Annotated in this window: 17 protein-coding genes; 8 read left to right on the forward strand and 9 right to left on the reverse strand. The window is 65.4% G+C overall.

Annotated features, from left to right (window positions below):
• Positions 1–3: 3 nt before the first annotated feature.
• From DVT68_RS13020 to DVT68_RS13040, 5 genes are read left to right on the forward strand one after another with little or no spacing between them, the layout of a single operon-like run.
• Entirely contained in the window at positions 4–1,236 is a 1,233-nt protein-coding gene (locus DVT68_RS13020; RefSeq protein WP_114825522.1) for an amidohydrolase family protein, read from the forward strand.
• Positions 1,233–1,931, forward strand: coding sequence for a class I SAM-dependent methyltransferase (locus DVT68_RS13025; RefSeq protein WP_114825523.1), 699 nt, complete (start codon positions 1,233–1,235; stop codon positions 1,929–1,931). The genes DVT68_RS13020 and DVT68_RS13025 overlap by 4 nt, the downstream gene beginning before the upstream one ends.
• A gap of 18 nt (positions 1,932–1,949) precedes the next feature.
• Positions 1,950–3,455: a B12-binding domain-containing radical SAM protein gene (locus DVT68_RS13030; protein WP_114825524.1), complete on the forward strand. Its 1,506-nt coding sequence runs from the start codon at positions 1,950–1,952 to the stop codon at positions 3,453–3,455.
• 14 nt (positions 3,456–3,469) lie between these two features.
• Complete coding sequence (locus DVT68_RS13035) at positions 3,470–4,582, forward strand: glycosyltransferase family 4 protein (protein ID WP_114825525.1); 1,113 nt, start codon at positions 3,470–3,472, stop codon at positions 4,580–4,582.
• On the forward strand, positions 4,579–5,691 hold the full coding sequence (locus tag DVT68_RS13040) for a glycosyltransferase family 4 protein (protein ID WP_114825526.1): 1,113 nt from the start codon (positions 4,579–4,581) through the stop codon (positions 5,689–5,691). The genes DVT68_RS13035 and DVT68_RS13040 overlap by 4 nt, the downstream gene beginning before the upstream one ends.
• A gap of 12 nt (positions 5,692–5,703) precedes the next feature.
• Here the strand turns inward: DVT68_RS13040 and DVT68_RS13045 are convergent, their stop codons facing one another.
• Together DVT68_RS13045 and DVT68_RS13050 are read right to left on the reverse strand one after the other, a co-directional pair.
• Positions 5,704–6,921 carry a nucleotidyltransferase family protein gene (locus DVT68_RS13045; protein ID WP_114825527.1) on the reverse strand — a complete coding sequence of 406 codons (1,218 nt, stop codon included), beginning with the start codon at positions 6,919–6,921 and terminating at the stop codon, positions 5,704–5,706.
• 5 nt (positions 6,922–6,926) lie between these two features.
• On the reverse strand, positions 6,927–8,405 hold the full coding sequence (locus DVT68_RS13050; protein WP_114825528.1) for a B12-binding domain-containing radical SAM protein: 1,479 nt from the start codon (positions 8,403–8,405) through the stop codon (positions 6,927–6,929).
• A 203-nt stretch (positions 8,406–8,608) separates the two neighbouring features.
• Between DVT68_RS13050 and DVT68_RS13055 the strand changes: the two genes are divergently transcribed.
• Positions 8,609–9,625 carry a phosphoenolpyruvate carboxykinase (ATP) gene (locus DVT68_RS13055; protein WP_114825529.1) on the forward strand — a complete coding sequence of 339 codons (1,017 nt, stop codon included), beginning with the start codon at positions 8,609–8,611 and terminating at the stop codon, positions 9,623–9,625.
• Positions 9,626–9,763: 138 nt separating this feature from the next.
• On the forward strand, positions 9,764–11,479 hold the full coding sequence (locus DVT68_RS13060; RefSeq protein WP_233523457.1) for an ATP-binding cassette domain-containing protein: 1,716 nt from the start codon (positions 9,764–9,766) through the stop codon (positions 11,477–11,479).
• Here the strand turns inward: DVT68_RS13060 and DVT68_RS13065 are convergent.
• The 7 genes from DVT68_RS13065 to DVT68_RS13100 all read right to left on the reverse strand — a co-directional run bounded on the left by DVT68_RS13065 (position 11,453) and on the right by DVT68_RS13100 (position 19,286).
• Positions 11,453–12,235, reverse strand: coding sequence for a Mut7-C RNAse domain-containing protein (locus tag DVT68_RS13065; protein WP_114825531.1), 783 nt, complete (start codon positions 12,233–12,235; stop codon positions 11,453–11,455). The genes DVT68_RS13060 and DVT68_RS13065 overlap by 27 nt on opposite strands.
• Before the next feature lie 329 nt (positions 12,236–12,564).
• Positions 12,565–13,155, reverse strand: coding sequence for a DUF899 family protein (locus tag DVT68_RS13075; RefSeq protein WP_114825533.1), 591 nt, complete (start codon positions 13,153–13,155; stop codon positions 12,565–12,567).
• A gap of 27 nt (positions 13,156–13,182) precedes the next feature.
• On the reverse strand, positions 13,183–13,887 hold the full coding sequence (locus tag DVT68_RS13080) for a DUF899 domain-containing protein (RefSeq protein ID WP_114825534.1): 705 nt from the start codon (positions 13,885–13,887) through the stop codon (positions 13,183–13,185).
• 61 nt (positions 13,888–13,948) lie between these two features.
• Complete coding sequence (locus DVT68_RS13085; protein WP_233523458.1) at positions 13,949–14,398, reverse strand: ArsR/SmtB family transcription factor; 450 nt, start codon at positions 14,396–14,398, stop codon at positions 13,949–13,951.
• Between the two features lie 125 nt (positions 14,399–14,523).
• On the reverse strand, positions 14,524–15,312 hold the full coding sequence (locus DVT68_RS13090) for an alpha/beta fold hydrolase (protein ID WP_114825535.1): 789 nt from the start codon (positions 15,310–15,312) through the stop codon (positions 14,524–14,526).
• Between the two features lie 182 nt (positions 15,313–15,494).
• Entirely contained in the window at positions 15,495–17,747 is a 2,253-nt protein-coding gene (speC, locus tag DVT68_RS13095) for an ornithine decarboxylase (RefSeq protein ID WP_199536058.1), read from the reverse strand.
• Between the two features lie 246 nt (positions 17,748–17,993).
• A complete protein-coding gene (locus DVT68_RS13100; RefSeq protein ID WP_114825537.1) occupies positions 17,994–19,286 on the reverse strand; it encodes an outer membrane beta-barrel protein in 1,293 nt (430 codons plus the stop codon).
• A 265-nt stretch (positions 19,287–19,551) separates the two neighbouring features.
• On the opposite strand from DVT68_RS13100, the gene DVT68_RS13105 reads away from it, so the two are divergent.
• Positions 19,552–22,191: a PAS domain-containing sensor histidine kinase gene (locus tag DVT68_RS13105; RefSeq protein ID WP_158543501.1), complete on the forward strand. Its 2,640-nt coding sequence runs from the start codon at positions 19,552–19,554 to the stop codon at positions 22,189–22,191.
• Positions 22,192–22,288 lie beyond the last annotated feature (97 nt).

Consider the following 22,288-nt stretch of genomic DNA (forward strand, 5'->3'; position numbering starts at 1 on the left):
CCGATGGCCGCGTCGCAGACCCTTGCCCATGCCTGCCTGAATCGCGCGGCGACCGTGACGTCGCAAGGTGTTTCGCGCGCGCAGCTGCGGGTGCATGGCGGGCGCATGGCTACTTCGACCCCGGCGCGGGCCATCCGGGTCGACCTGCGCGATCACCTGGTCTTTCCCGGTCTGGTCAACGCGCACGAACACCTGCACCAGAATGCGGTGCCTCCCTTGGGCAGCGACGCCCCGTTCGCCAACAGCTATGAATGGATCGAGGCCTTCCAGGCGCACTTCGCGCGAGCGGACGTGGCGGCGGCGCTCGTGGTACCCAAGGCGCTTCGGCTCAGGCACGGCGCACTGAAGAATCTGCTGGCTGGCGTCACGTGCGTGGCCCACCACGATCCCTGGCATCCCGAGCTCGATGCGGCCGACTTTCCGGTGGCGCTGCTGCGCGGCGCCGGCTGGTGCTATGCGCTTGGTTGGCCCGCCTTCGGTCCAGACGTGCGGGAGAGTTTTGCCGCGACGCCGCCCGGGCGTCCGTGGATGATCCATCTCGCGGAAGGAACCGATGAAACGGCCAGGCAAGAACTGGCGCTGCTCGACAGTATGGGCTGCCTGGCGCCGCACAGCGTGCTGGTCCACGGCGTGGGGCTAGGTGAGCAGGACATCGATCGCATCCTCACGGTCGGCGCCGCGGTGGTGTGGTGCCCCAGCAGCAATCTGGCCTTGTTGGGCGCGACCCTGCATCCACGGCGGCTCCATGACGCTGGCAGGCTGGCGCTGGGCGCCGATTCGCGCCTGAGTGGCGCGCGCGACCTGCTCGGCGAATTTCGGACGGCGCTCGCGCTGGGCGAGCTCGACGCCATGGAATTGCTTGCGCTGGCGACGACGCGTTCGGCCGACATCCTGCGACTTCCATCGCACGGCCGATTGGCGCCCGGATCACCAGCGGACATGGTGATCGTCGAAGACCGCGGCGGTGAGCTTGCGCGTAGCCTGGTCGGTTTGTCGCGCAGCGAGATACGCGCCGTGGTGCGCGCCGGATTGCCTCGCATCGCCGATCCCGACTTTGCCGGGTGGTTCAATGCCGCTGGCGTGGACACCGTGCCGGTATTGCTGGATGGCCGCCCGAAATTGCTGGATCGCGCGCTGGCCGAGCCGGCGCTGCTGGCCATGGAGCCGGGCCTGGAGCCTTGTGCAGTACTTCGTGTTGGCGAAGAGCCAGGCGTACGCGAGGCAAATTACTCATGATCGACACGCCCATCCTTGAGACCGACGAGGCCTACGCGCTCTGGGCGCCGCATTACCCGGCGCGGGCGCACAACCCGGTGATGATGGCGGAGGAGCGTGCGATGCTTTCGCTGTTGCCGCCGTCACTCGCCGGATACAGCGTGCTCGATGCCGGTTGTGGCAGCGGTCGTTACATGTTGCACGCGTTGCAACGCGGCGTGACGCGGTTGGCCGGAGTCGACAAGTCGCCCGCCATGCTCGCGCGCGCCAGCGCGGAATTGGCCGCCTGGCGTGACAGCGTGCCCATGGAACTGGCACGAGGCAGCGTGACATCGATGCCGATGCCGCGCGCCTGGGCTGACCTCACCATCTGTGGACTCGTGTTGGGCCACCTTTCGCGGCTGGAGCCAGCGTTGGCGGAACTGCGACGGGTCACCCGGCCCGGTGGCGTGCTGTTGTGCAGCGACGTCCATCCGATCGGCCATGCACTCGGCTGGCTGCGCGACTTCAAATCCGACGGCCGCCGCTACGCCGTGCGCCATACGCCGCACCTGTACAGCCACTGGCACGCAGCGTGCGCGGTGCTCGGGCTGGAGATCGAGCGTGTCCTCGAGCCGATGCTCGACCCGGCCGAGATACCCGCAGGCGCGCACTTCGACCGGATGGCGCTGGAGGCGCCGGTCGCCCTGGTGTTCCAGCTACGCCGCGTGCCCTGAACCTGCTGCAGGCTACCCATGCCCCACACCCTGCTGATCAACCCGACCATCACGTCCCGCTCCAGCGCGCGATTCCCGCTGTCGCTGTTGCATCTGTCGGCGGCGCTGGATCGAAGCGGAAGCAGCCGCATCATCGACGGCAATGTCGACCGCGACTTCATCAGCGACACCCTGCAAGCGATGGCGCATGAACGCTTCGACGCCGTGGGCGTCAGCGTGATGGGCGGGCCGCAGGTGGCGCCTGCGATCGCCGTGTCGCGGGCGATCCGCGAACATCACCCCGATGTAACGATCATCTGGGGCGGTTACTTCCCGACGCTGTATCCGGACGTGGCGTTGTCGGCGCCGTATGTCGACTATGCGGTGCGTGCGCAGGGCGACCATACCCTGCGTGAACTGGTCGGCGCACTGGAGCAGGGGAGTGGCGCCTCGCTTGAGCACATTGCCGGTCTGTCGTGGAAGAAGGACGGTCACATCGTGCACAACCCCAGTCGCGGTTTCACGCATGCCGACCCGGGTGTCGTGCTTCCCTACGACAAGCTGGGTGACCCTCGGCGTTACCTGGCGCGCACGTTCCTCGGCCGGCGCACGGCGGCGCATCAGGCGGCCATCGGTTGCCGCTACCATTGCACCTTCTGCGGCGTGGCGGCGATGTTCGGTGGCGCCACCTTGTTGCCGACAGCCGCCAGGCTGGAGCGCGAGCTTGGCTACCTCAAGCATCAGCTCGGGGCCGATTCGATCCAGTTCTTCGACCACAATTTCTTCGACCGCGAAGAGGACATGCTCCCGCTGCTGGAGGTGATGGCCAGGCTGGAGCTGCCGTGGTGGTGTTATGCCCGCTCCGACGCATTGCTGAAACTGTCCGCGCACAGCTGGAAGCTGGTGCGTCGGAGCCGGCTGCGCATGGCCTATATCGGCGCGGAATCACCCAGCGGACAGATGCTCAAGGAGATCCGCAAGGGCACGCGTCCCGACCAGACGCTGGCGGTGGCGGAACTGTGCCGCCGGCATGGCGTGATTCCGGAGCTGTCGTTCATGGTCGCGCCTCCCGAGCACACCGAGGAGGAGACCGAGCACACCTTCGAATTCATCCGTGAGCTGAAACGCATCAATCCGCATAGCGAGATCATCATCTACATCTACACGCCGTTGCCCGAAAGCAGCCGAAACGAAAAGGATCGCGGCAGGCGGCCGAGCGCGCCCTTGTGTGATGTGCACGGAGAGCCGGTGGTGTTTCCGGCCACGCCGGAGGAGTGGACCCAGCCGCGATGGGTCGACTATGCCTGCCATGCCGACGCGCCATGGCTCACCGACGAGCTGCGCCGGCGCATCCATGACTTTGCGACGGTACTGCGATGCCGTTATCCGACCGTGCAGGATCTGCGTTCGCCGCCATGGGCCAAGCGTGCGTTGAGTGCGGCGGCCTCGTGGCGTTATCACTTTCGCAGGTACGACCGTCCGTGGGAGCTGGACCTGGCGAACCGGTTGGTGCGTCTGCGCCTGCCCCAGGTGTCCGGCCTCTAGCGTGGAGGTCTGCCTTGCACGTCGCCCAGGTCAATTTCCTGCCCGCGCCGCCTGACCGCGCGCCGGTCGAAACCCTCCAGCGGTGGCCCTCGCTGGTGGATATCGCCGAGGCGGCGGCAAGCGCCGGCGTGCGGGTTTCGGTGATCCAGTTGGCGGCGGAGGAGGGGCAGGTGGAGCGCAACGGCATCGCGTATTACTTCGTGGATCCCCGCAAGGCGAAGCTCCCCGCCGGGCGCGTGCTGGCGGACCGGCTCGGGGCGATCCGTGCTGAGGTCATGCACGTGCACGGCCTTGGATTCGCCGAGCAGGCGCATGCCGTCTCACAGCACCTGCCGCGCACGCCGGTGTTGTTCCAGGACCACGCGGACCGGCTGCCCCGCTGGTGGCAGCGGCCGCGCTGGCGTCGGTGGCTTGCGGTGGCGTCGGGCGCCGCCTTCACCGCGCCGGAGCTTGCCGAGCCGTTCACTCGTGCCGGGATGTTCGCGCCGACGACGCGCCTCTTTGCGATCCCCGAGTCCAGCAGCCGCTTCACCTGTGGCAGCCGTGCGCGCGCCTGGGGCGAGAGCGGCTTGTATGGCGATCCCTGCATCGTGGCGGTGGGGCATCTGAGCACCGGCAAGGATCCGCTCACCGTACTTCGTGGCATTGCGCAGGCGGCCGATCAACTGCCTGGACTTCAGCTGTGGTGGGCGTTCGGCAGCGCGCCGCTGTTGCACGAGGTGCAACGGTGCATCGACGGCGACGCCCGGCTTGCCGCACGCTTGCATCTGCTGGGCCACGTGGCGCACCCGCGCGTGGAGGCGCTCATGCGTGCGGCGGATATCTTCGTCTCGGGCAGCCTGCATGAAAGCTGCGGCTACGCGCTGCTCGAAGCGCTGGCGTGTGGTGTCACGCCGTTGGTGACGGATATTCCAGCGCACCGGGCGCTCGCCGGCGACGTCGGCGCACTGTGGCCCAGCGGTGATGCGAGGGCCTTGGCCGGCGCCCTGTTGCGCTTGGCGACCAGCAGGCCGTCGCGCGAGCGCGTACGTGCCCACTTCGACGCGCACTTGTCCTTGAGCTCGCTGGGTCGCCGCTGGGCCTATGTCTATGGCGAGGTGTTGGACGGCCAGCGGGTGACGCCATGAAACTCGCGCTGGTCGTGCCAGGTGGGGTGGATCGATCCGGGGAATACCGGGTCATTCCGGTGCTGCTGGCCCTGATCGAGCGTCTGGCCAGGGAGCACGAGGTGCACGTGTTCGCCCTGCATCAGGAGGCGTCACCCGGCGAGTGGCGACTGGCGGGCGCGCACATCCACAATCTGGGCGAGCGCTGGCCGCGGGTTAGCGCCATCGCAGCGATCCGCCGGGAGCATCGTCGCGGATCGTTCGACCTCATCCATGCCATCTTCTCCGGATCGTGCAGCTTCGTCGCGGTGGCGGCGGCGTCACTGCTGCGCCTGCCAAGCCTGGTGCACATCGCCGGCGGTGAGCTGGTGGCGCTGCGCGACATCGACTATGGCGGGCGACGTACCTGGAAGGCGCGGATGCGCGAGGCGCTGGTGTTGCACGGCGCCGATATCATCACCGCGGCCAGTGGGCCGATGATCGACATGCTGCGGTCACTCGGCCTGCATGCGCATCGCGTGCCGCTGGGCGTCGATCTTCGGGCGTGGCCACCGTTGGCGCCGCGGCGACGGGATGGCGGCACTCCGCGGATCATCCATGTCGCCAGCCTCAACCGGGTCAAGGATCAACCGACCCTGCTACGTGCGCTCGCCGAGTTGGCGCGCACGGGGCAGCGATTCCAGGTGGACATTGTCGGCGTCGACACGCTGGATGGCGAAATCGCGCGGATGGTGCGTGATCTTGGGCTGGAAGCCTCCGTCCATCTGCTCGGCTTCAAGACGCAACGCGAGCTGCGCCCCCTGATGGAAGCCGCGGATCTGTTGGTGATGTCTTCACGGCACGAGGCCGGTCCACTGGTCACCCTGGAGGCGGCCGTGGCGGGCGTGCCAACCGTGGGCACGGCGGTGGGGCATATCGCGGAATGGGCGCCCGTGGCGGCGCTGGCCGTACCCGTGGGTGACTCGATGGCGCTGGCGGTCGCCATCGCGCACGTGCTTGCCGATGAAGACCTGCGTCTGCGGCTGGCGCTGTCCGCGCAGCGGCGGGCGATCCAGGAGGATGCGGACCATACCGCGCGCTCGTTCGAGACGCTGTACCTGCAGTTGGTGGCGACGGATCTGTCGCGATGAGGTGCGCCGCGCTCAGTCGGCGAGGCGGTGTTGCTCCAGCGCGGCGCGCACCACATACAACGTGTCCATGCGAGGCACGCGATGCGCCAGCCAGGTCAGCATGCGTCGACCGCGCGACAGCGAGGCCCAGCGCTGCCCCTGCAGCCACAGCTGCGTGCGCACCATGTCGTCGCGCTCCTTGAGCGTCGTGGCCGTTGGCCGGATGCGGCCGCTGATGTAGCGCTGGACTTCGCCCAGGCTGCGCGACCATTCGATGCCTGCGAACGCGTGCAGCCACAGGTCCGAACAGGACACCTGGGTCAGCGTGTGGTGATGCGATACGGCGCGCAGCAGGGGTGGGCAGTCCGCAGCCACCCGGTCGAGCAGCGCCTCGGGAATCGAGTGCGGGTAGTACCGCGCCACCAGGCTGAGGGGCGGCAGAGCCCACCACGGTCCGCCGCCGGCCCGGGCATCCCACAGCGCATCCCAGTCACTCGGCAGCATGCGCATCGCCAGCAGGGCGATGTCGTTCAACTGGATCAGGCGCAAGGTGCGGCTGCAGACGTTGCCAGCCGCATGCAGCAGCAGGTGGCTCATCAGCGCCCCGGTGCTGGGATAGGGATTGAGTCCGGGCCGCGGTGGGCGTGGCATCAGCTGGGCGGTGATGTCGACGGTGGCGACTGGCAGGCGCTCCTGGATGTGCGTGTGCAATTCGATGTTGATCGGTGTGTCGCGGTGTTCTCCAAGCACGGCCGGCGGCTTGCCACGAACCGGCTTGAATACCTGGTGCTTCCACTGGCTGAAGGACTCCACGTAGCCCAGATCCTCAAGCATGCCCGCGACGCGTGACGCATCGCGCTCGTGCACCAGCAGGTCGATGTCCGCCATGGGGCGGTCGCCGGGCAGATACAGCCCGGGTGCGTGCAGCGCCGAACCCTTCAGAGGCACCATCGCCACGCCCTGGTTGCGCGCAGCGTCATCCAGCCAATCCAGCAGGGCCTCGATCCGCCGATGGCGGACCGCCACGTGGGTTCTTTGCTCGGTGAGGAAGAGCGACCAGCGTGAATTGCGCCAGGTGGCGAAGGTGCTCAGCAACGGCGAGATGCCGTGCGCAGCGGCGACCGCCATGGCCAGCTGCCATTCGAGCTCGGTCCAGTCGGGAGTCGATTCACGCGGGCTGGCCAGTTCGTGCGCCAACGCCTCGGTGGTGCGTCGCAGGCCCTCTCTGACGGTGTGTAGCGGCGGCAGCATGACGGTCAGCTCACGGCGCGGGCCTTGTCCTGTGACGACGGGGGCGTACTGGCGGCCTGCACGGTGCGGTGCTCCTGCTCGCAGGCAATCAGCGCGTCCCACTGCGCGTCGAGCGCGGCCTGCGCGCGCGCCGCCGCCCGGCGGGCGCCGACCTGTCGCAGGCTCACCTGTTCATGCAGCAGGTCGCGCACGCGGCGGTAGAACTCCGAGTCGTAGGCGCCCCGGAACATCATCGCGAGGTCGCCGCTGTCCTGCCAATGCGTCTTGGCGCCGAGCTGGGCCCTGACCTGTTCATAGAACTTGGTGCCGGGCAGCGGGTAGGACACGCTGACGCCGATGTCGTCGGGCGCAGCCTGTGTGATCAGTTCGCGTGTGGCCAGCAGATCCGGCAGCTGTTCGCCGAGGTAGCCCAGCTGGATGAAGAAGCCCACGCGGATGCCAACGTGGCCCAGCCGCTCGCGGGCGGTAATCAGGTCCGGCACCTTGGTGCCCTTGTTCATACGATCCAGCACGCGCTGGCTGCCGCTCTCGGCGCCCAGCCAGGCTTCCGCGCAGCCGGCGCGCTTGAGCGCGGTCGCCATGCGCTCGCTGATCAGGTCAGCGCGGGTCTGGATGGTGAAGGGCACCGAGCCGCCCGTGGCGCTCAAGTGGGCGGCGAATTCCTCCACCCAGTCCACGTGGAAGCCGAAGATGTCGTCCGCCATCCAGATGTGGTCCGGGTGGAAGCTGGCCTTGAGGCATCGCATTTCCTCGGCCACGTCCTGCGCGCGACGCCGGTTGTAGTGGTTGCCCCATATCGGCTTGGCGCACCAGTTGCAGCGGAAGGGGCAGCCGCGCGACGCGGCCATGTTGAGGCTGAAGTAGCCGTGGCGCTCCTGCCACATCGCGCGGTAAAGCGGGACATCGACCAGATCCCAGGCCGGGTGGCCCACGATGCGAGGATCAGGCGGCATCACGCCCACGCGCGTGAGCCGGGTCTGCCCATTGTCGAGCGAGGCCACGCCGGCGATGCCCGAGGTCCACGCCGGTGGATCGATGCCCGGATCATGTTCGAGTCGTTGCATCAGCTCGGCCAGCGCCGCGATGCCTTCGCCGATCAACACGGCATGCGCGCCAGCCGCGAGGAATGCTTCGGGCTGGTCGGAGGCATCGGAGCCGGCGACGATCACCCTGGCGCCCGTGGCGCGAGCCTCGCCGATCATCCGGCAGGCCGCCTCGCGCATGCAGGCGAGGCACATCTTGGTAAGGAAGTTGAAGTTGTCCTCGTACAGGACGACGACGTCTGGCTTCAGCGCGCGCACTGCCGAGTCGTATGCCTCCACGCCGTCGGCCAGCATGGCGTCGAACAGCGATACCCGATGCCCCATCTGCCGCAGCAGCGCGGCCACCTGGATGGTGGCCAGCGGCGGATAAGGCTTGCCGCGCTCCCACTGCTTCCGGTCGAACTTCAGGTAGTAAGAGTGGCCGACCTGAATCGTTAGCATCGCTGTGAAGCCTCAGTCGGAACAAACGGCATGTGCATGCGGACGCCGCGATCGGCCTTGGGCCATCCGCGCTCAGAGTTCAGTTGGACGTGAGTGCCCCGCCTCCGTCGCACGGTTGCATGGGCGGGAGAAAATATTTGGATGTCCGTTTGCCGGTCGATGTGCTATCACTTCGGCATGCACTTCGATGGACGAGGTGGCTCGTGAATCCCGCCGTGCATGCGCGCGAATCATGTGTGGATGCGCTCCGCGAAAAGCGTCGCGGACGGCATGCCGTGCACAAGCAGTTGCTGGGTGGCGAGTTTCACTTCGAGAGCGACAGTGTCGCCATGTTGCAACTGGTGGAGGCGGCCTACGGCGGGTTGCCGTCGCATCGGTTGCCGGTGGCGCCGTCGACGTTCCTGATCGAGTTGCGCCTTCTTCCGGGCCGTGTTCCAGCGCCGATCGGTGAACCACCTGCGGTGCAAATGCATTCCGGCGTCGGTTGCCTGGGCGGCGTGATGGATGCAAGCAACTACGTGGTGTTGTTCCCGGAGCAGCGGAAGGCGTTGGTGGTGGCCTCGGAGGACATGCTTGAGCGTCCCTATTACGTCCGCTACGAGCTCATCGAGTTCGCCGTGTTCACCCTGGCGACGCGAGGCCTCGGGCTGGTTCCGCTGCACGGCGCCTGCGTGGGACGAGGCGGGCGAGGCGTGCTGCTGCTTGGCGCGAGCGGCTCGGGCAAGTCCACGCTTGCGCTGCAAGCCTTGTTGCGCGGCCTGGATTTCCTTTCCGAAGATGCCGTATTCGTCGAGCCGCAGGGCATGCTCGCCACCGGCGTGGCCAATTTCCTTCATGTGACGGATGACGCGCTGCCGTGGGTCGCGGACGCCGCGGCCCGACAGTGGCTGGCGCAGGCGCCGCTGATTCGTCGGCGCAGCGGCGTGTGCAAACACGAGGCCGACTTGCGGCTCGGCTTTGGCGCGTTGGCCGCGGAGCCGATGGCGCTTGCCGGGGCGATCTTCGTATCGCGCGAGCGGGCGCCCGGCGCCGCGGCCCAACTGAAGGCGCTGACGCCGGCTGACGCCGCGCGGCAGCTCATGGATGATCAGCCCTATGCCGTCGGCCAACCCGGCTGGCAAGGCTTTCTGGATCAGCTGCTGCCACTGGGCGTGCATGCGCTTCGTCGCGGGCGGACACCGGAGGCTTCCGTCGATGCCTTGCTGACGCTGCTGGCGTAACCCAAAACCAGAGCCAATGCTTTTGCACGGATGCAACCTCCGCGCAGCACGGGGGCACTCACGCCCATGCGACGGCCGAGGGGAGACAGCGTTCTGCACCCGCCTGCCAAACACCGCACCGATGATCCGTGGCGCGCCGTGGCGCGCACGCTGACCCGGGCCGATCTCGCCGAGATGGGTTGCTACGTGGCGCTGTCGCTTGCCACAGCGCTCGCCGGCGGCCTTGTCGCGGTATCCCTTGTCCCATTGATCCAGCCGGGACAGCCCTTGCCGCTGGCCGATCGCCTGCTCAACGCAGGTGGCCGCGTGGAACTGCAGGCTGGCGTATTCATGCTCGTCACGGCGGTGTTCGCCTTATTGCGCTGGCTGGGCGCGCGTCTCGGCGCACGCCTGGTTGGCCGATATGGCGTGCGCTTGCGCCAGCAGGTGCATGCGAGGCTACTTTCGGCGCCCCTGGCCTCGCTGGCGGACGCCAGTTCGGCCGAAATCGCCAATGTGCTGACCCACAACGTCGAAATTGCCGTGCAGGGTTTAAGCGCGCTGCTGCAACTGTTGGTGGCCGGCCTGACCTGCGCGGTGAGCCTGGCGCTGGCGTTGTGGGTGTCGCCGCCGATGCTGCTGGCCGTGCCTGTGCTGGTGGGCATGGGCCTGCTCACCGCCCGCCTGTTCGCGCACGAGCAGGCCGACGTGAGTCGAAGATACGTGACGGACATGACCAACCTGTTCTGGCACAGCGAGGACTTCCCGCGGCGCCTGCGCCATGTGCGTTCCTTCGCTCGCGAGGATGAGGAACAGGCGAGCTATGGCGACGTCACGGCTCGCCTGGGCGAAGGTTATCGACGCCAGCTCGAACTGGTCGCGTCCGGCCGCCTGGCGCAGGAACTGCTGGCGACCGTCGGCATTGCGGTCATGTTCCTGATCGGACATCGACTGCGGGAGGTCGACCAGGCGTCGCTGATTGCCGTGTGCCTGTTGCTTGGCCGCTTGCTCCCCTATCTGGTGGCGACACGCCAGGGCTTGCAGCAACTGCGTTCGGCAGGACCGGCGCTGGCGTTGTGGCAGCGATACATGCAGCTCGCGGCGGGCGGAGCGGATGCACCCGTCAACGCGCCGACCATGTTCGCCGACGCATTGTTCATCGAGCACCTGCGTGTGACCCCTCCCATGAAGGGGCTGACCATTGACGGGCTGGTGCTCGTTCCGGGAGGGCTGACCCTGGTGTCGGGCCTCTCGGGCATCGGCAAGAGCAGCCTCATCGACGTGCTCGCCGGCATGATGCCGCCGCAGGCCTTCTCGGCGCGTCTTGGCGAGCGCGCCATCTCCTATGAGACCTACCGGCGACTGGTGCGCAACGGCGCCTATGTGAGTCAGAGCGTGCGTCCGTGGCAGCGCACGGTGCGCGAGTGCCTGCTGTGGGCCGCGCCGGCCGCGAGTGAGCAGTCCATGCGTGACGCGCTGGCGGATGTCGACCTGGACCGGCGACTCGCAGGATCTCCACACGGACTCGACACTGCGCTGTCCAGCGCGTCCAGCCGTTTGTCCGGAGGCGAACTGCAGCGCCTGATGTTGGCGCAGGTGATCCTGCGGCAGCCTAGTCTTGCCTTGCTCGACGAGGCCACCAGCGCGCTCGATGCGGCCGCGGAGCTGCGAGTACTGGCCGCCCTGAGGCAGCGTCTGCCACGGACCATCCTGGTGGTGGTGTCGCACCGCAGCGGTGTGGCTGCAGTGGCCGATCAGGAGTTGGTGATCGATGACGACGGCGCGGCCAGCATCATCCAGGCGACGTCCGCGCACGAAATCACTGGGGCCCCGCGAAGGCAGCCAGCCTCAGACGGTACGCGTCGTCCTGCGTAGGGATCGTGTGAGCGCTTCAAGTCGCGCGTAATGCGAGCCTCGCCAGTAGATGCGCTGGCAGCCCCGGCATTGCACGAAGCGACGGAAGCGGGCGTAGACCCGTGCCGGAACCCGGCCGGCGACCTCAGTGCGCGGCGCCGGATGCAACGCGCCGTTACACGCGGTGCAGCGGCTGAAGGGATGCAGGTCCTTCTGCAAGGAAAAGGCGCGGATCACCTCTTCGATCTGGCGCAACGGATCGGTGGCGCGTACCCAGTGGCCGCGCGTGACGGCGCTGCGCTTGAGCAAACCCACGTCACGGGTCAGCAGGATGCGACGCTCGTGCGCGGAAATGGCGGCCAGTTGCGCGTCGTCGCATTCACGCTCATACGACGCGTCGAAGCCGAGCAGGCGCAGCCAGCGGGCGAGCGTGCCGAGGTGGACGTCCAGCACGAAGCGCGTGTGGCGCAGCGGGCGGGGTCGCAGCCGATAGAGCGGCCGCAGGTCGAAGCGCTCGAACATCGGGTAGACCGCGACCCGCTCGCCGCCGTGCAGACGGTAGGCGAAGCGTACCGAGCGGCCATCCACCAGGATCAGGTCGACTTCCGTGTGCGGCACGCCCAGCGCCTCGATGGTGTCCTTGACGGCCGGTGTGCCGTCGAAGCTGTGGCGGAACGTGCGCTTGCGCCGCATCGTGGGCAGGAAGTCGTTGAGCTCCTCGTAGAAGCGGAACTCGGCGGCATGCCTTGCACGTTCGGCGGCATGGGCGGGAGCCATCGGCGACACGGCGTGATCCTCCGCGTAAGCCTTACTCCCGCCCGTTCTACACCAAGACGTGTTTGCGGGGCAGGGCGCGTCGACGCCGTGGCGCGCTAAAGCGACGGCGTGCCGCCTTCCGTGGTGATGCGACGCGCCGCTATTTCACGGCTTGGTCGGTGTGCGGCGGTCTTGCCCGGCGCTTCGCCGGGCGCCTCAGGCGCCGGGCGACGGCGGCGCCGCGCGATGGCGTGCCAGCTGAGCGCCGTCGCGCCTCCTGCGGAGCCGGCGCCGCTCAAAAGGACGAGCAGGGTTCCGATGCATGCGGGACACATGGCAGGTTCTCCATGTCAGGAACTGGAGCAGCAACTGGGCTTGCGACCCACGGCCGGCCAGTCGCCGACGCCGCCGGGCAACATGTCGAAGAAATGCCAGAGGGCGCAGAAATCGTCGCCGGGACTGAAGCCGGTGTCGGAAACACGGGTGATGCTGTCTCCCTCGCGGCGGAACACCGAGACACCCGGCAGCCAGCCGCCCTTGGACGAGGCGTAACCCATGTCGGCGGCAAAGCTCGAATCCGCGTGGCTCACCATCGGGAATTTCCACCCGCGGCTTTCGGCGAATTTCCTCTGCACCGTGGGGCGGTCCGGGCTGGAAACCACGAAGCCGGCGCGACTGACCACGTGCTGGTGGATGCCGTTGTAGCCGTCGGCCCAGAGCGTGCAGTAAGAGCAGGCCACGCCCATGTTGTGGATGACGATCAGGTCCTCGTGCTCGCCGAACAGTTTGGACAAGCGCACCGGCCCGTCGAAACTGGCGAGTTCATAGTCCTGCACCTGCTGCGGCTCGACCGCCGCCAGCGTTTCCCTCATCCTTTCCCGAATATTGGCGATCTGCTGGCGATAGTCGGCGAGCTTGCCGTGGACGTCCGTGTATTTCATGGCTGCGTACTCCGGTGGAGGGTGGAATCAGCTTTCGTAGGCGATGCGGTGCTTCACCCAGGCCATGGGGAAGGGCAGGTCCTGTTCGTCGCGCCCCTTGGGCGCCAGGTCGAGGTAGTGATAGGCCGTGTTGAGCATGTCCACGCCGCGACCGTAGGTGGAATAGGTGTGGAAGATCTGGTCACCCACCCGGATGAAGGCGCTGATGCCCGGCAGGTCGCTGCGGGTCGCTTGCTGGGTGCCGTAGTTGTAGGGGGCGCCGCCCTGCGCGAGCGCCTCGGGTGAAAACGAGACGTTGTAGTCGTAGTTGAAGTCGCCGTCGGCGGAAGAGACCCACTTGAAGGTCCAGCCGAACTCGCGCGCCTGTTCCTTCAGCTTGGCGAGTGGCGCGCGGGAGATCGCCACCATCGAGACGTCGCGCTGGTTGAGGTGCGGGATGATGCCGTTGAAGTTGTCAGCCCAGAACGAGCAATGCTTGCAGCCGATGTCCCAGTCGGGTGCGTACATGAAGTGATAGACGATGAGCTGGTTGTGCTTGCCGAACAGGTCGGCCAGGGTTTCCTTGCCATGCTCGCTGTCGAACACATAGGACTTTTCGACGCGTTCCCACGGCAGCTCCCGGCGTTGCCGGCTGAGCTCGTCGCGCAGGTGGGTGAATTCCTTTTCCTTGGCGAGGAAACGGGTCCTGGCTTCCAGCCATTGCTCGTGGTTCACGATGTGATGATGGGTCATGACACCCTCCGTCGGATGTTTTGACACGGACTGGGTAGGCGGCGCCCGGTCCCGGGCGTTGCTACTTCTTGCGCGGCGTTCGAGGCGCGGCGCTTTTGCGCGGCTGTCTGGACACCGAAGCCTGCGCCTTGCGTTCATCGATGTCGGCCAGCGTGGCGGCCAGCAGGTCAAACTGCTGCTGCCAATACTTGCTATAGCGATTCATCCACACCGCCGCTTCCAGCATGGGGCCGGCGTCCAGGCTGCAGCGGCTGATGCGGCCGGTGCGCTCCTGCTGCACCAGCCCCGTGCGCACCAGTACCTGGATGTGGCGCGACACGGCCTGCAACGAGATGTCGAACGATGCGGCAAGTTCGGATACGAGCAGGGCCTGCCCATCGAGCCGCTCCAGGATCTCGCGCCGCACGGGATCGGACAGCGCGAAGAACACCTGGTCCAGGCGCGCCTGCGCCAGATCCGGGTCCTGTCCCGTGTGATCCACCACTCGCAGCGTCGGCTGGATAGTCATCATGGGGCTTTAATATCAACATCAAAGTTGATTGTCAAGCGATATGTTGAATATTGACCCGAGTGAGATCGGCGAAGCGCCGGGCGCCTTGCGTCCCGCGTGTCAGGGACGACCGGTATCCCGGGGATTTACGACAGCCAGGCCGTCACCAACGCAAGCACCGCATCGGTACTTTCGCGATGGGGCACGTGGCCTACACCCGCGAAAATTTCAACGGTCGAATGTCCCTCGACGCGCGCGGCGATCCGCTGCGGCTGAAGGGTCGAACCGAACTCATCCTGGTCGCCATGGATGGCGAGCACGGGGCACGTCACGCGCCGTAGCTCGTCATCGAGATTCCAGCCGGCAAAGTCGGGCGCGAGCCAGGTGCCGACCCATGCGTGCAGCACCCAGGAGGCCTTGTCGCCGTGATATCTGGCCAGACGCTCGATCTGGCCCGGCTGCCAGAACGAAACCTGCGCCTCGCGTATGCCCTGGAGCGTGCGCTCCTCGACGAATGCTTGCGCCGATTCGGTGATCAACGCGGTGCAATCCGTGGGATAGGCGGCAGCGCAGCCCACCGCCATGCCGCCGCCGACGCTATGGCCGAAGGCGACAAAAGCGTCGATCCCCAGCTGGCTGCGCAATTGACTGACGCCGTCCCGCGCTTCATCGCGAATGAAGTCTCGCTCCAGCTTGCCCGGGTGCGCATCGGACCGGCCAAAGCCCAGGCGGTCATAGGCGATGACATCGCGACCGGTCGCCTGAGCAAGCTGGGAAGGGAAATCTCGCCACAGCGCCACGCATCCCAGCGAGTCGTGGAACAACACGATGGGTGGATGCGTGTTGGCCTGCTCCGCAGGGGAAAGCCAGCGCTTGGCGTAGAGCCGGCCGTGATCGGTGTTTACCCAGTACTCCTGGGTTGGAATGGATTGCATGGTGATTCGTCACGCCATGGGGAGCAGGGCAGTCGCCCTTCCCGGAGCGCAAAGCGTAAGCGGAAGCGGCTCGTTCCGCACCTGCGTGGCCACCGCGCGTCGTTGGCGTGAGAAGTGTGCTGACGCCGCGCCCAGGCAGACGGTATGGCGCCAAAGTGCGTCGACGAGGGCGAGCCGCTGCCTCAGTCTTCCTTCACCACATAAGTGTAGAAGCGGATCCTGTCGTTCTCGGCCATCTGGTAGACGCCCTGGACTTCATACGAGAACCCCGGGAAACGGTTGCAGCTCTCCTCGAAGGCGAGGAAGTAGTCGATCATCGGCTGGGCGCGCTCGTCATAGCGCTCACCGGGCACCACGATGCCGATGCCGGGGGGATAGATCAGCGCCAGCGTCGCCGCGACCCGTCCCGTCACCTCGGTCATCGGCACGAAGTCGACGCGACCGCTGACCAGCGCCTCGTTCGCGTCGCGCGCGGACATCGCCTGCTCCGGGAAAGACTCGTAGCGGAAGCACAGTCGCTGAAGCTCCTTGACGTTCATCGACGCGTAGAAATCGTGCATCTCCTGCGCGAGCCGGCGCACCGTATAGCCCCTGTAGCGCTCCCGGTACCGGCCGCTGACGCCGGGCAATACACGATCGAGTGGACTGTCCGCCTCGTAGTGGTCCTTGAAGCGCTCAAGCGCCGCCAGCAGCATCGCCATCTTTCCCTCGCCGACTGCTGGCGTCATGAGGAACAGGATGCTGTTGAGATCATTCTTCTCGGGAACGACGTTGTTCTCGCGCAAGTAATTGGCGAGGATGGTGGCGGGAATGCCCGTGCTGGCATAGGCCCCCGTCGCAACATCGATGCCCGGCGTGGTCAGCATCAGCTTGGTCGGATCGACCATGGCCACCTCGGGGCCGAGATGGCTGTAGCCGTGCCACTTTTCGTTGGGGTTGAGCTGCCAGTACTGCTGTTCGCTGGCCAGCACGTCAGTGGGCACGTCTTCCCATTTCGTCAGCTCGCCCTGATAGGTGACGGTGTCTGGCACGAATGGGTTGATGAAACCGGAAAAGCGCTTGCGGATGGCCTTCCTGGCATCGATGCCGAGCCGCACCATGTCATCCCACAGCACGCGTCCCGCCTTGTCTGCGTGCATCTGCGCGTTGACGTCGAGGCTGGAGAACAGCGGATAGAACGGCGAAGTCGACGCCTGCAACATGAACATCTCGTTGAAGCGCTTGTGGTTGAGGCGGAACGGCTGCTGGCGCATATGCGCGTCGCGCACGTGGATCTGCGAGGCCTGCGAGAAACCGGCCAGCTGCTTGTGCGTCGACTGCGTGGCGATGATGCCCGGGTCCCTGTCGGACAGGGACAGACTCATGCCAAAGTGGTCCTTCATCAGTGGATGGAAGGCGCCAAAGCCCGCCCAGGCCTCGTCGAAATGGATGTATTCGCAAAGGTGGCCGATCTTCTCCAGCACCTTCTTCGCGTTGTACACCGTGCCGTCGTAGGTGCACTGCTCGATGATGGCCACCCGGATCGGGCGCTCGCGCTTCCACGCGTCGGTTCCCTTGAGCCGGGGATGGTGTTTGATCTTTTCGCGGATGGAAGCCTCGTCAAAGGCCGCCCAGTCGATGGGCCCCACCATGCCGAAGCCATTGCGGTCAGTCTGCAGGTAGATCGGGATGGCACCGCCAAACACCAGCGCGCCATGGTGGTTGGACTTGTGGTTGTTGCGGTCGAACAGCACGATGTCCCGGCTGGTCAGCAGGGCGGTGTTGACCACCTTGTTGGAGGCCGAAGTGCCATTGAGCACGAAGTAGGTTCGGTCGGCGCCAAACACTCTTGCGGCTGCCTGCTGGGCGGCGAGGGCGGGACCTTCGTGGATCAGCAGGTCGCCGAGTGACACCATCGCGTTGCAGATGTCGTCGCGAAAGACGTTCTCGCCCATGTGCTCGTAGAACAGGCGGCCCACCGGGTGGCGCATGAACATCTGCCCACCCTGGTGTCCCGGGCAGGCCCAGGTGCGGTTGGCGTCGAAGTCGTACTGCATGAGGGTGCCAAAGAACGGCGTCAGCAGGCTCGACACGTATTGCTCCATCGAAGCGAGCAGGCGCTTTTCGTAAAAATCGCGGCTCTCCAGGTCGGCGATGACGATGCCGTCCAGCGACTTCAGGTACGGCTCGGAGAAGGTCTCATCGTGGCGGTCGCTGATCATGAAGATGGGCATGCGCAGGCCGCGCTCGTCGCGGGCTTCCACCGCCGCAGGCGCCAGTTCCCGCGATACCACGATAGCGCCAAGGTCGGCGCCGGAGCGGATGGCTTCGGCTATGCCGGAGGGTTCCACCACGACGGTCTGCAGATGCAGGTCCTGCTCAAGAATATGGCTGACCTCGTAGCTTTGCTCGCCCGCCACGAGGACGCGGAAGTAGTGAGTGAATGGAATGCTCATGTCGGATACTTCCATGCAGGGCCAATTAGCGTTGGACAATGCGCTCGGGGAACGGATGCCTCGCAACGCCCCCACCCGGCGTCGCCATGCGAAAGGCGTCGGTCATCGTGCGCGGCGAGACGTGAATCGGCTGAGAAGGTCGCGCGCTGATGGTGGGTCCATGACGCACGCATACGGTGCGGCATTCTTACAGTCGCGTAGCCCGCCGATGGATCGTCGTGGGCCTCCGGCTCGCAACGGAACGGCTCAAAAAAGCACGCCAATCTCGGCTATGGCCCGCGCCTGGCTGTCGCGCGATCCATGGCTGCCAAATGCGGCGCCAGGCTCGGCATGATGGGACTGCACGTAAGAAAGTTCGCAACGGGCAAAGAACAGGTTCTTCTGGTAAGTCGGCGTGAGGGACAGCGACCACGCGCTGCTCCACGTCCCGTAAAGCAGATTGGTCGGCGTGCAGTTGATATCTTCCCCGCACCCGCCTCCAGTGGATCTCAGGTATTCGGCCCGGGCGCCGAGCGACCAACGGCTGGAGAAGCTGTACTTGATGAGGGTTGCGGCCCCGTAGGTATTGGCGGACCGATCGATGCCAATCTCGGGCGCGCGATTGACTCGCGTGTGCTGCAGGTAGGGTGTGATGGACAGCGTGTCATGGCTGTAGGTGTAGATCAGGTCGATGATCCGGCTGTTGTTTTGCGTCAACGGGGTGGCGGTCGAGGCCTTGCCATTGGCGGACAGGTGGCTGCCGCCGGCGACGGTGAAGCTGTCGGAAGGGTCCGCGGTATAGGACACCGATCCCGAAATCCAGTTGTACTTGCCCGAGTAGTACCCATCATTGAATGAGACCGAGGCGATCCACGCGCCCTCGGTATAGTTCAGCTGGATGCCACGGCTGATGTCCGGCTCCTGATTCCACAACAGGCCACGTTCGACGTTGATGTTCTGGAACGTGAAATTCGACTCGACTCCGATCAGCGTGGGTAGTGCCCCGGCCACAACGGAAAACTCAGGGTTGATCACCGCTTTCAGGTACGCCACCGGAAGCGGGCCAAAGTACTGGCCGACCGCCTCGTTCGCACGAAGATAGGGCGCGCCCAAGGTGGGTAGCGAGTACGCGCCGAGCTGAAGGTAGAACTGCCACGGTCCTTCGATGGTCTGCACCTCCACCTGCGCATTGCTGATATCGGCGATGGCGTGGGCGTCGTCGGCGTGCGGCGCGCTCACCGGGTTGTCCTGCAGCATGCCGATGCCGGATACCTGGCCGCCGACATAGATCCTGCCGATGGCGCCACCGTCAAAGGAGTAGGGATGGCTGTTGGCTTGCAGTGGTCCAGTGAAGCTGGGTTGGGCGAGTTCATCGGCCAGCACGACATCGGGCAGCAGCGAGGCGAGGCTTGCCAGCGCAATGATCTTGCCCAGGCGCGTAAACACGGTGGTCCCTGCCCGCACACAGCCCGTGCGCGAATGGGAGCACCTCCCAATCCGGGCAATTGCTCCGGCAGATGGGAAAGGGCAGAGCGCATGAATCGGCCTGAATCCACGCATGGTGCTTGCAGCTGACGGCGGGGGCGACTCGATGGCCCGGCTGGCGAGTACTCATCGGCGTGGCTGATATAGACCGGCAGGTATGAAGGACGCGTGCACGTAGACGGAAGCGCTTGCCGGGCAAACTGGCGTGCAGGTCAGCTCGCCGCGCCTTGGTTGCTCACGAAACCATTCCTCGCGCCCTGCGAAACCCCCGATTGCGGATACTCTTTGGCCAGGGGAGGGGCTCGCCAAGGCGAGCCAGGGAATGCTGGGGCACTCACTCATGATCAATCCAAATCGCGTTTTGGACGCGCTGCCGGCGTTGGTGTGGACCGCGGGGCCCGATGGCCGCGTCAACTTCGTCAATCGATGGTGCAGCGAATTCACGGGGCTGAGCACGGAAAGCGGGAGCCGCCGTCCCTGGCGGGTGGTCATCCATCCGCATGACCGTCGCGCGTCGTTTGAGCAGTGGCGATCGGTTCGGGCGTCTGGTCAAGCTGGCGCGATCGAGGCGCGTGTACGGCGCCAAGATGGGCAATATCGAATGTTCCTCATTCAGGCCAGCCCGGTGCGGGATGACGCTGGCCAGATTGTCCAGTGGTGCGGCCTGGGCCAGGAGATTGAGGACGCCAATCACGGTGACATCGACGGCCGGCTGATGGGGCCGGAATTTCAGTCGATTGTCGACAACATCGCGGTGCCGGCGGCGGTGATCGCGCCCAACGGCGAGCTCGAGCATCTCAACCAGTTGTCGCTTGAATTCTTTGGCAGGTCCCTGCAGGAGCTGAAAGGTTGGAGAGCTTCCGACATTGTTCACCCTGACGATCTTGCCGAGACTGTGATCTATCAGGCGAACGCTCACCGGGAGGGGCGTGAGTACAACATCGAGAACCGTCATCGACGCGCTGATGGTGTCTATCGTTGGCACAACGTCCGCGGTTTTCCCCTGCGGGATTCGCAAGGACAGATCCTGCGCTGGATCCATCTGCGGATGGACATCGACGAGCGCAAGCGAGCCGAATTGGAGCTTGCCAGAAGCGAGCAAAAGTTGCAGTCGATCGTCAGCACGATACCGACGTTGGCATGGTCGACACGGCTGGACGGCTCGGCCGATTTCATCAATCAGCACTACCTGGATTATCTCGGTCTGTCCCATGAGCAGGCGCGTGGCTGGGCGTGGCAGACGGTGGTTCACCCCGATGACCTGGAAGACCTGACGATGCGCTGGTTGACGGTTCTGGAATCAGGGCAACCGGGCGAAGCCGAAGCACGGCTGCGTCGCCACGATGGAACGTATCGATGGTTCCTGTGCCGTGCCCACCCAATGCGCGACGAGACTGGGCGAGTCGTCAAGTGGTACGGAACGAATACCGACATCGACGACCTGAAGCGAACAGAGAGGGAATTGCGGCGTCAGAAGGCCTTGATGGGCCAGGCGCAAAGACTGAGCCAGACTGGCAGCCTTTGGTGGAAGCCGTCGACGGGCGAAGTCTCCTTGTCGGATCAGGGCTATCGCATCCTTGAATATCCCAGGACATTCGAGCCAAGTCTGGCCATGTTCCAGGAGCGCTGCCACCCCGACGATATTGATATCGTGTGGGATGTCGCCCTGCGTATGGTTCGTGAAGGGGGTAACCTCGAACTCGAATTTCGACTTCTGATGCCCAGTGGCGTCGTCAAGCATATCCACGTTGTTGCAGAGAAAATCGAGATCACTGCCGGGGAACCGAAGTTCATTGCGGCGCTGACCGACGTCAGTGAACGCAAGCGTTCGGCCCAGGCGCTCGAACGTAGCGAAGCGTTCCTGGCCGAAGGCCAACATCTGGCAAGGATGGGCAACTTTTCGTGGAGTCCCCGGACGGGAGATCTCGCGTGGTCAAGGCCGCTCTATCGCATCTTCGAGGTCAGTACGGACACGGTGCTGACCCTCGACCTTATCAAGAGCCGATTGCACCCCGACGACGCTCCTCTGCACGACGAGATCGTGCGACGTATGCGGCGCGGTGTGGCCCATCTGGAATATAAGCATCGGATCCTGGCGCCAGACGAATCGGTCAAGCATGTGCATATGGTTGCCCATCGGTCCAGATGTGAGTCCGGGGACCTTCGGTACATCGGGGCCATTCGTGATGTCACCCAGGAGCATCTGGCGGAGGAGGCATTGAGCAGGGCTCGCGCCCAGCTCACCCGTGTTGCGCGAGTCTCGAGCCTTGGCGCCCTGACAGCGTCCATCGCACACGAGGTGAACCAGCCGCTGGCTGGCATTGTCACCAACGCCAGCGCTTGCCTGCGCATGCTCGCCATCGAGCCACCTGATCTCGAAGGCGCCCGCGAAACGGCCCGTCGCACCATCCGGGATGGCAACCGGGCGGCCGAAGTCATCGTGCGATTGCGCGCGCTATTCAGCAATCGAGCGTCGACCATCGAGTTGATCGATTTGAGCGAGGTCGCTCGCGAAGTGATCGCGCTTTTGCGAGGCGAGCTGAGTGGCGCTCGCGTCATTCTCCGCGTTGAATTTGCGGACAACCTACCCTTGGTCAGCGGCGATCGTGTACAGCTCCAGCAAGTGATCCTGAATTTGCTGCGCAACGCGGCAGAGGCCATGAACGAAGTCGAGAATCGCCCACGTTTACTGACGATTCGGACGGCGTGCGGCGAAGACGACCATGTGTGCCTACTGGTGCGGGATACGGGTATCGGACTGCCTGCCGAAGAATCTGAGAGGATCTTTGACCCGTTCTATACGACCAAACGCGATGGGATGGGCATGGGCTTGTCAGTGAGTCGTTCAATCATTGAAAGCCACAATGGACGCTTGTGGGCGGAGCGGAACGACCTGGGCCGCGGGGCCTTGGTTGCGTTCTCCGTTCCTGCGTCCCGGCAGAGCCCGCCGGCCGATCCGAATTGCACGGATTCGCCCTGAGTTTGATGCGAGAGGCGACGTCATGAAGTTGCGCTGGCTATATGTCGGCTAAGCATCCGGATGCCCAGTCGTTGCCGTTGCGCGACCATGGCAGGAA

Source organism: Dyella solisilvae, from assembly GCF_003351225.1.
Classification (GTDB): Bacteria; Pseudomonadota; Gammaproteobacteria; order Xanthomonadales; family Rhodanobacteraceae; genus Dyella; species Dyella solisilvae.

Excerpts from the sequence above, each read along its gene's own strand:
- DVT68_RS13020 (WP_114825522.1), top strand. The coding sequence starts at position 4 with ATGGCCGCGTCGCAGACCCTTGCCCATGCCTGCCTGAATCGCGCGGCG.
- DVT68_RS13025 (WP_114825523.1), top strand. The coding sequence starts at position 1,233 with ATGATCGACACGCCCATCCTTGAGACCGACGAGGCCTACGCGCTCTGG.
- DVT68_RS13030 (WP_114825524.1), top strand. The coding sequence starts at position 1,950 with ATGCCCCACACCCTGCTGATCAACCCGACCATCACGTCCCGCTCCAGC.
- DVT68_RS13040 (WP_114825526.1), top strand. The coding sequence starts at position 4,579 with ATGAAACTCGCGCTGGTCGTGCCAGGTGGGGTGGATCGATCCGGGGAA.
- DVT68_RS13045 (WP_114825527.1), bottom strand. The coding sequence starts at position 6,921 with ATGCTGCCGCCGCTACACACCGTCAGAGAGGGCCTGCGACGCACCACC.
- DVT68_RS13050 (WP_114825528.1), bottom strand. The coding sequence starts at position 8,405 with ATGCTAACGATTCAGGTCGGCCACTCTTACTACCTGAAGTTCGACCGG.
- DVT68_RS13065 (WP_114825531.1), bottom strand. The coding sequence starts at position 12,235 with ATGGCTCCCGCCCATGCCGCCGAACGTGCAAGGCATGCCGCCGAGTTC.
- DVT68_RS13075 (WP_114825533.1), bottom strand. The coding sequence starts at position 13,155 with ATGAAATACACGGACGTCCACGGCAAGCTCGCCGACTATCGCCAGCAG.
- DVT68_RS13080 (WP_114825534.1), bottom strand. The coding sequence starts at position 13,887 with ATGACCCATCATCACATCGTGAACCACGAGCAATGGCTGGAAGCCAGG.
- DVT68_RS13085 (WP_233523458.1), bottom strand. The coding sequence starts at position 14,398 with ATGATGACTATCCAGCCGACGCTGCGAGTGGTGGATCACACGGGACAG.
- DVT68_RS13090 (WP_114825535.1), bottom strand. The coding sequence starts at position 15,312 with ATGCAATCCATTCCAACCCAGGAGTACTGGGTAAACACCGATCACGGC.
- speC (WP_199536058.1), bottom strand. The coding sequence starts at position 17,747 with ATGAGCATTCCATTCACTCACTACTTCCGCGTCCTCGTGGCGGGCGAG.
- DVT68_RS13100 (WP_114825537.1), bottom strand. The coding sequence starts at position 19,286 with ATGCGTGGATTCAGGCCGATTCATGCGCTCTGCCCTTTCCCATCTGCC.
- DVT68_RS13105 (WP_158543501.1), top strand. The coding sequence starts at position 19,552 with ATGATCAATCCAAATCGCGTTTTGGACGCGCTGCCGGCGTTGGTGTGG.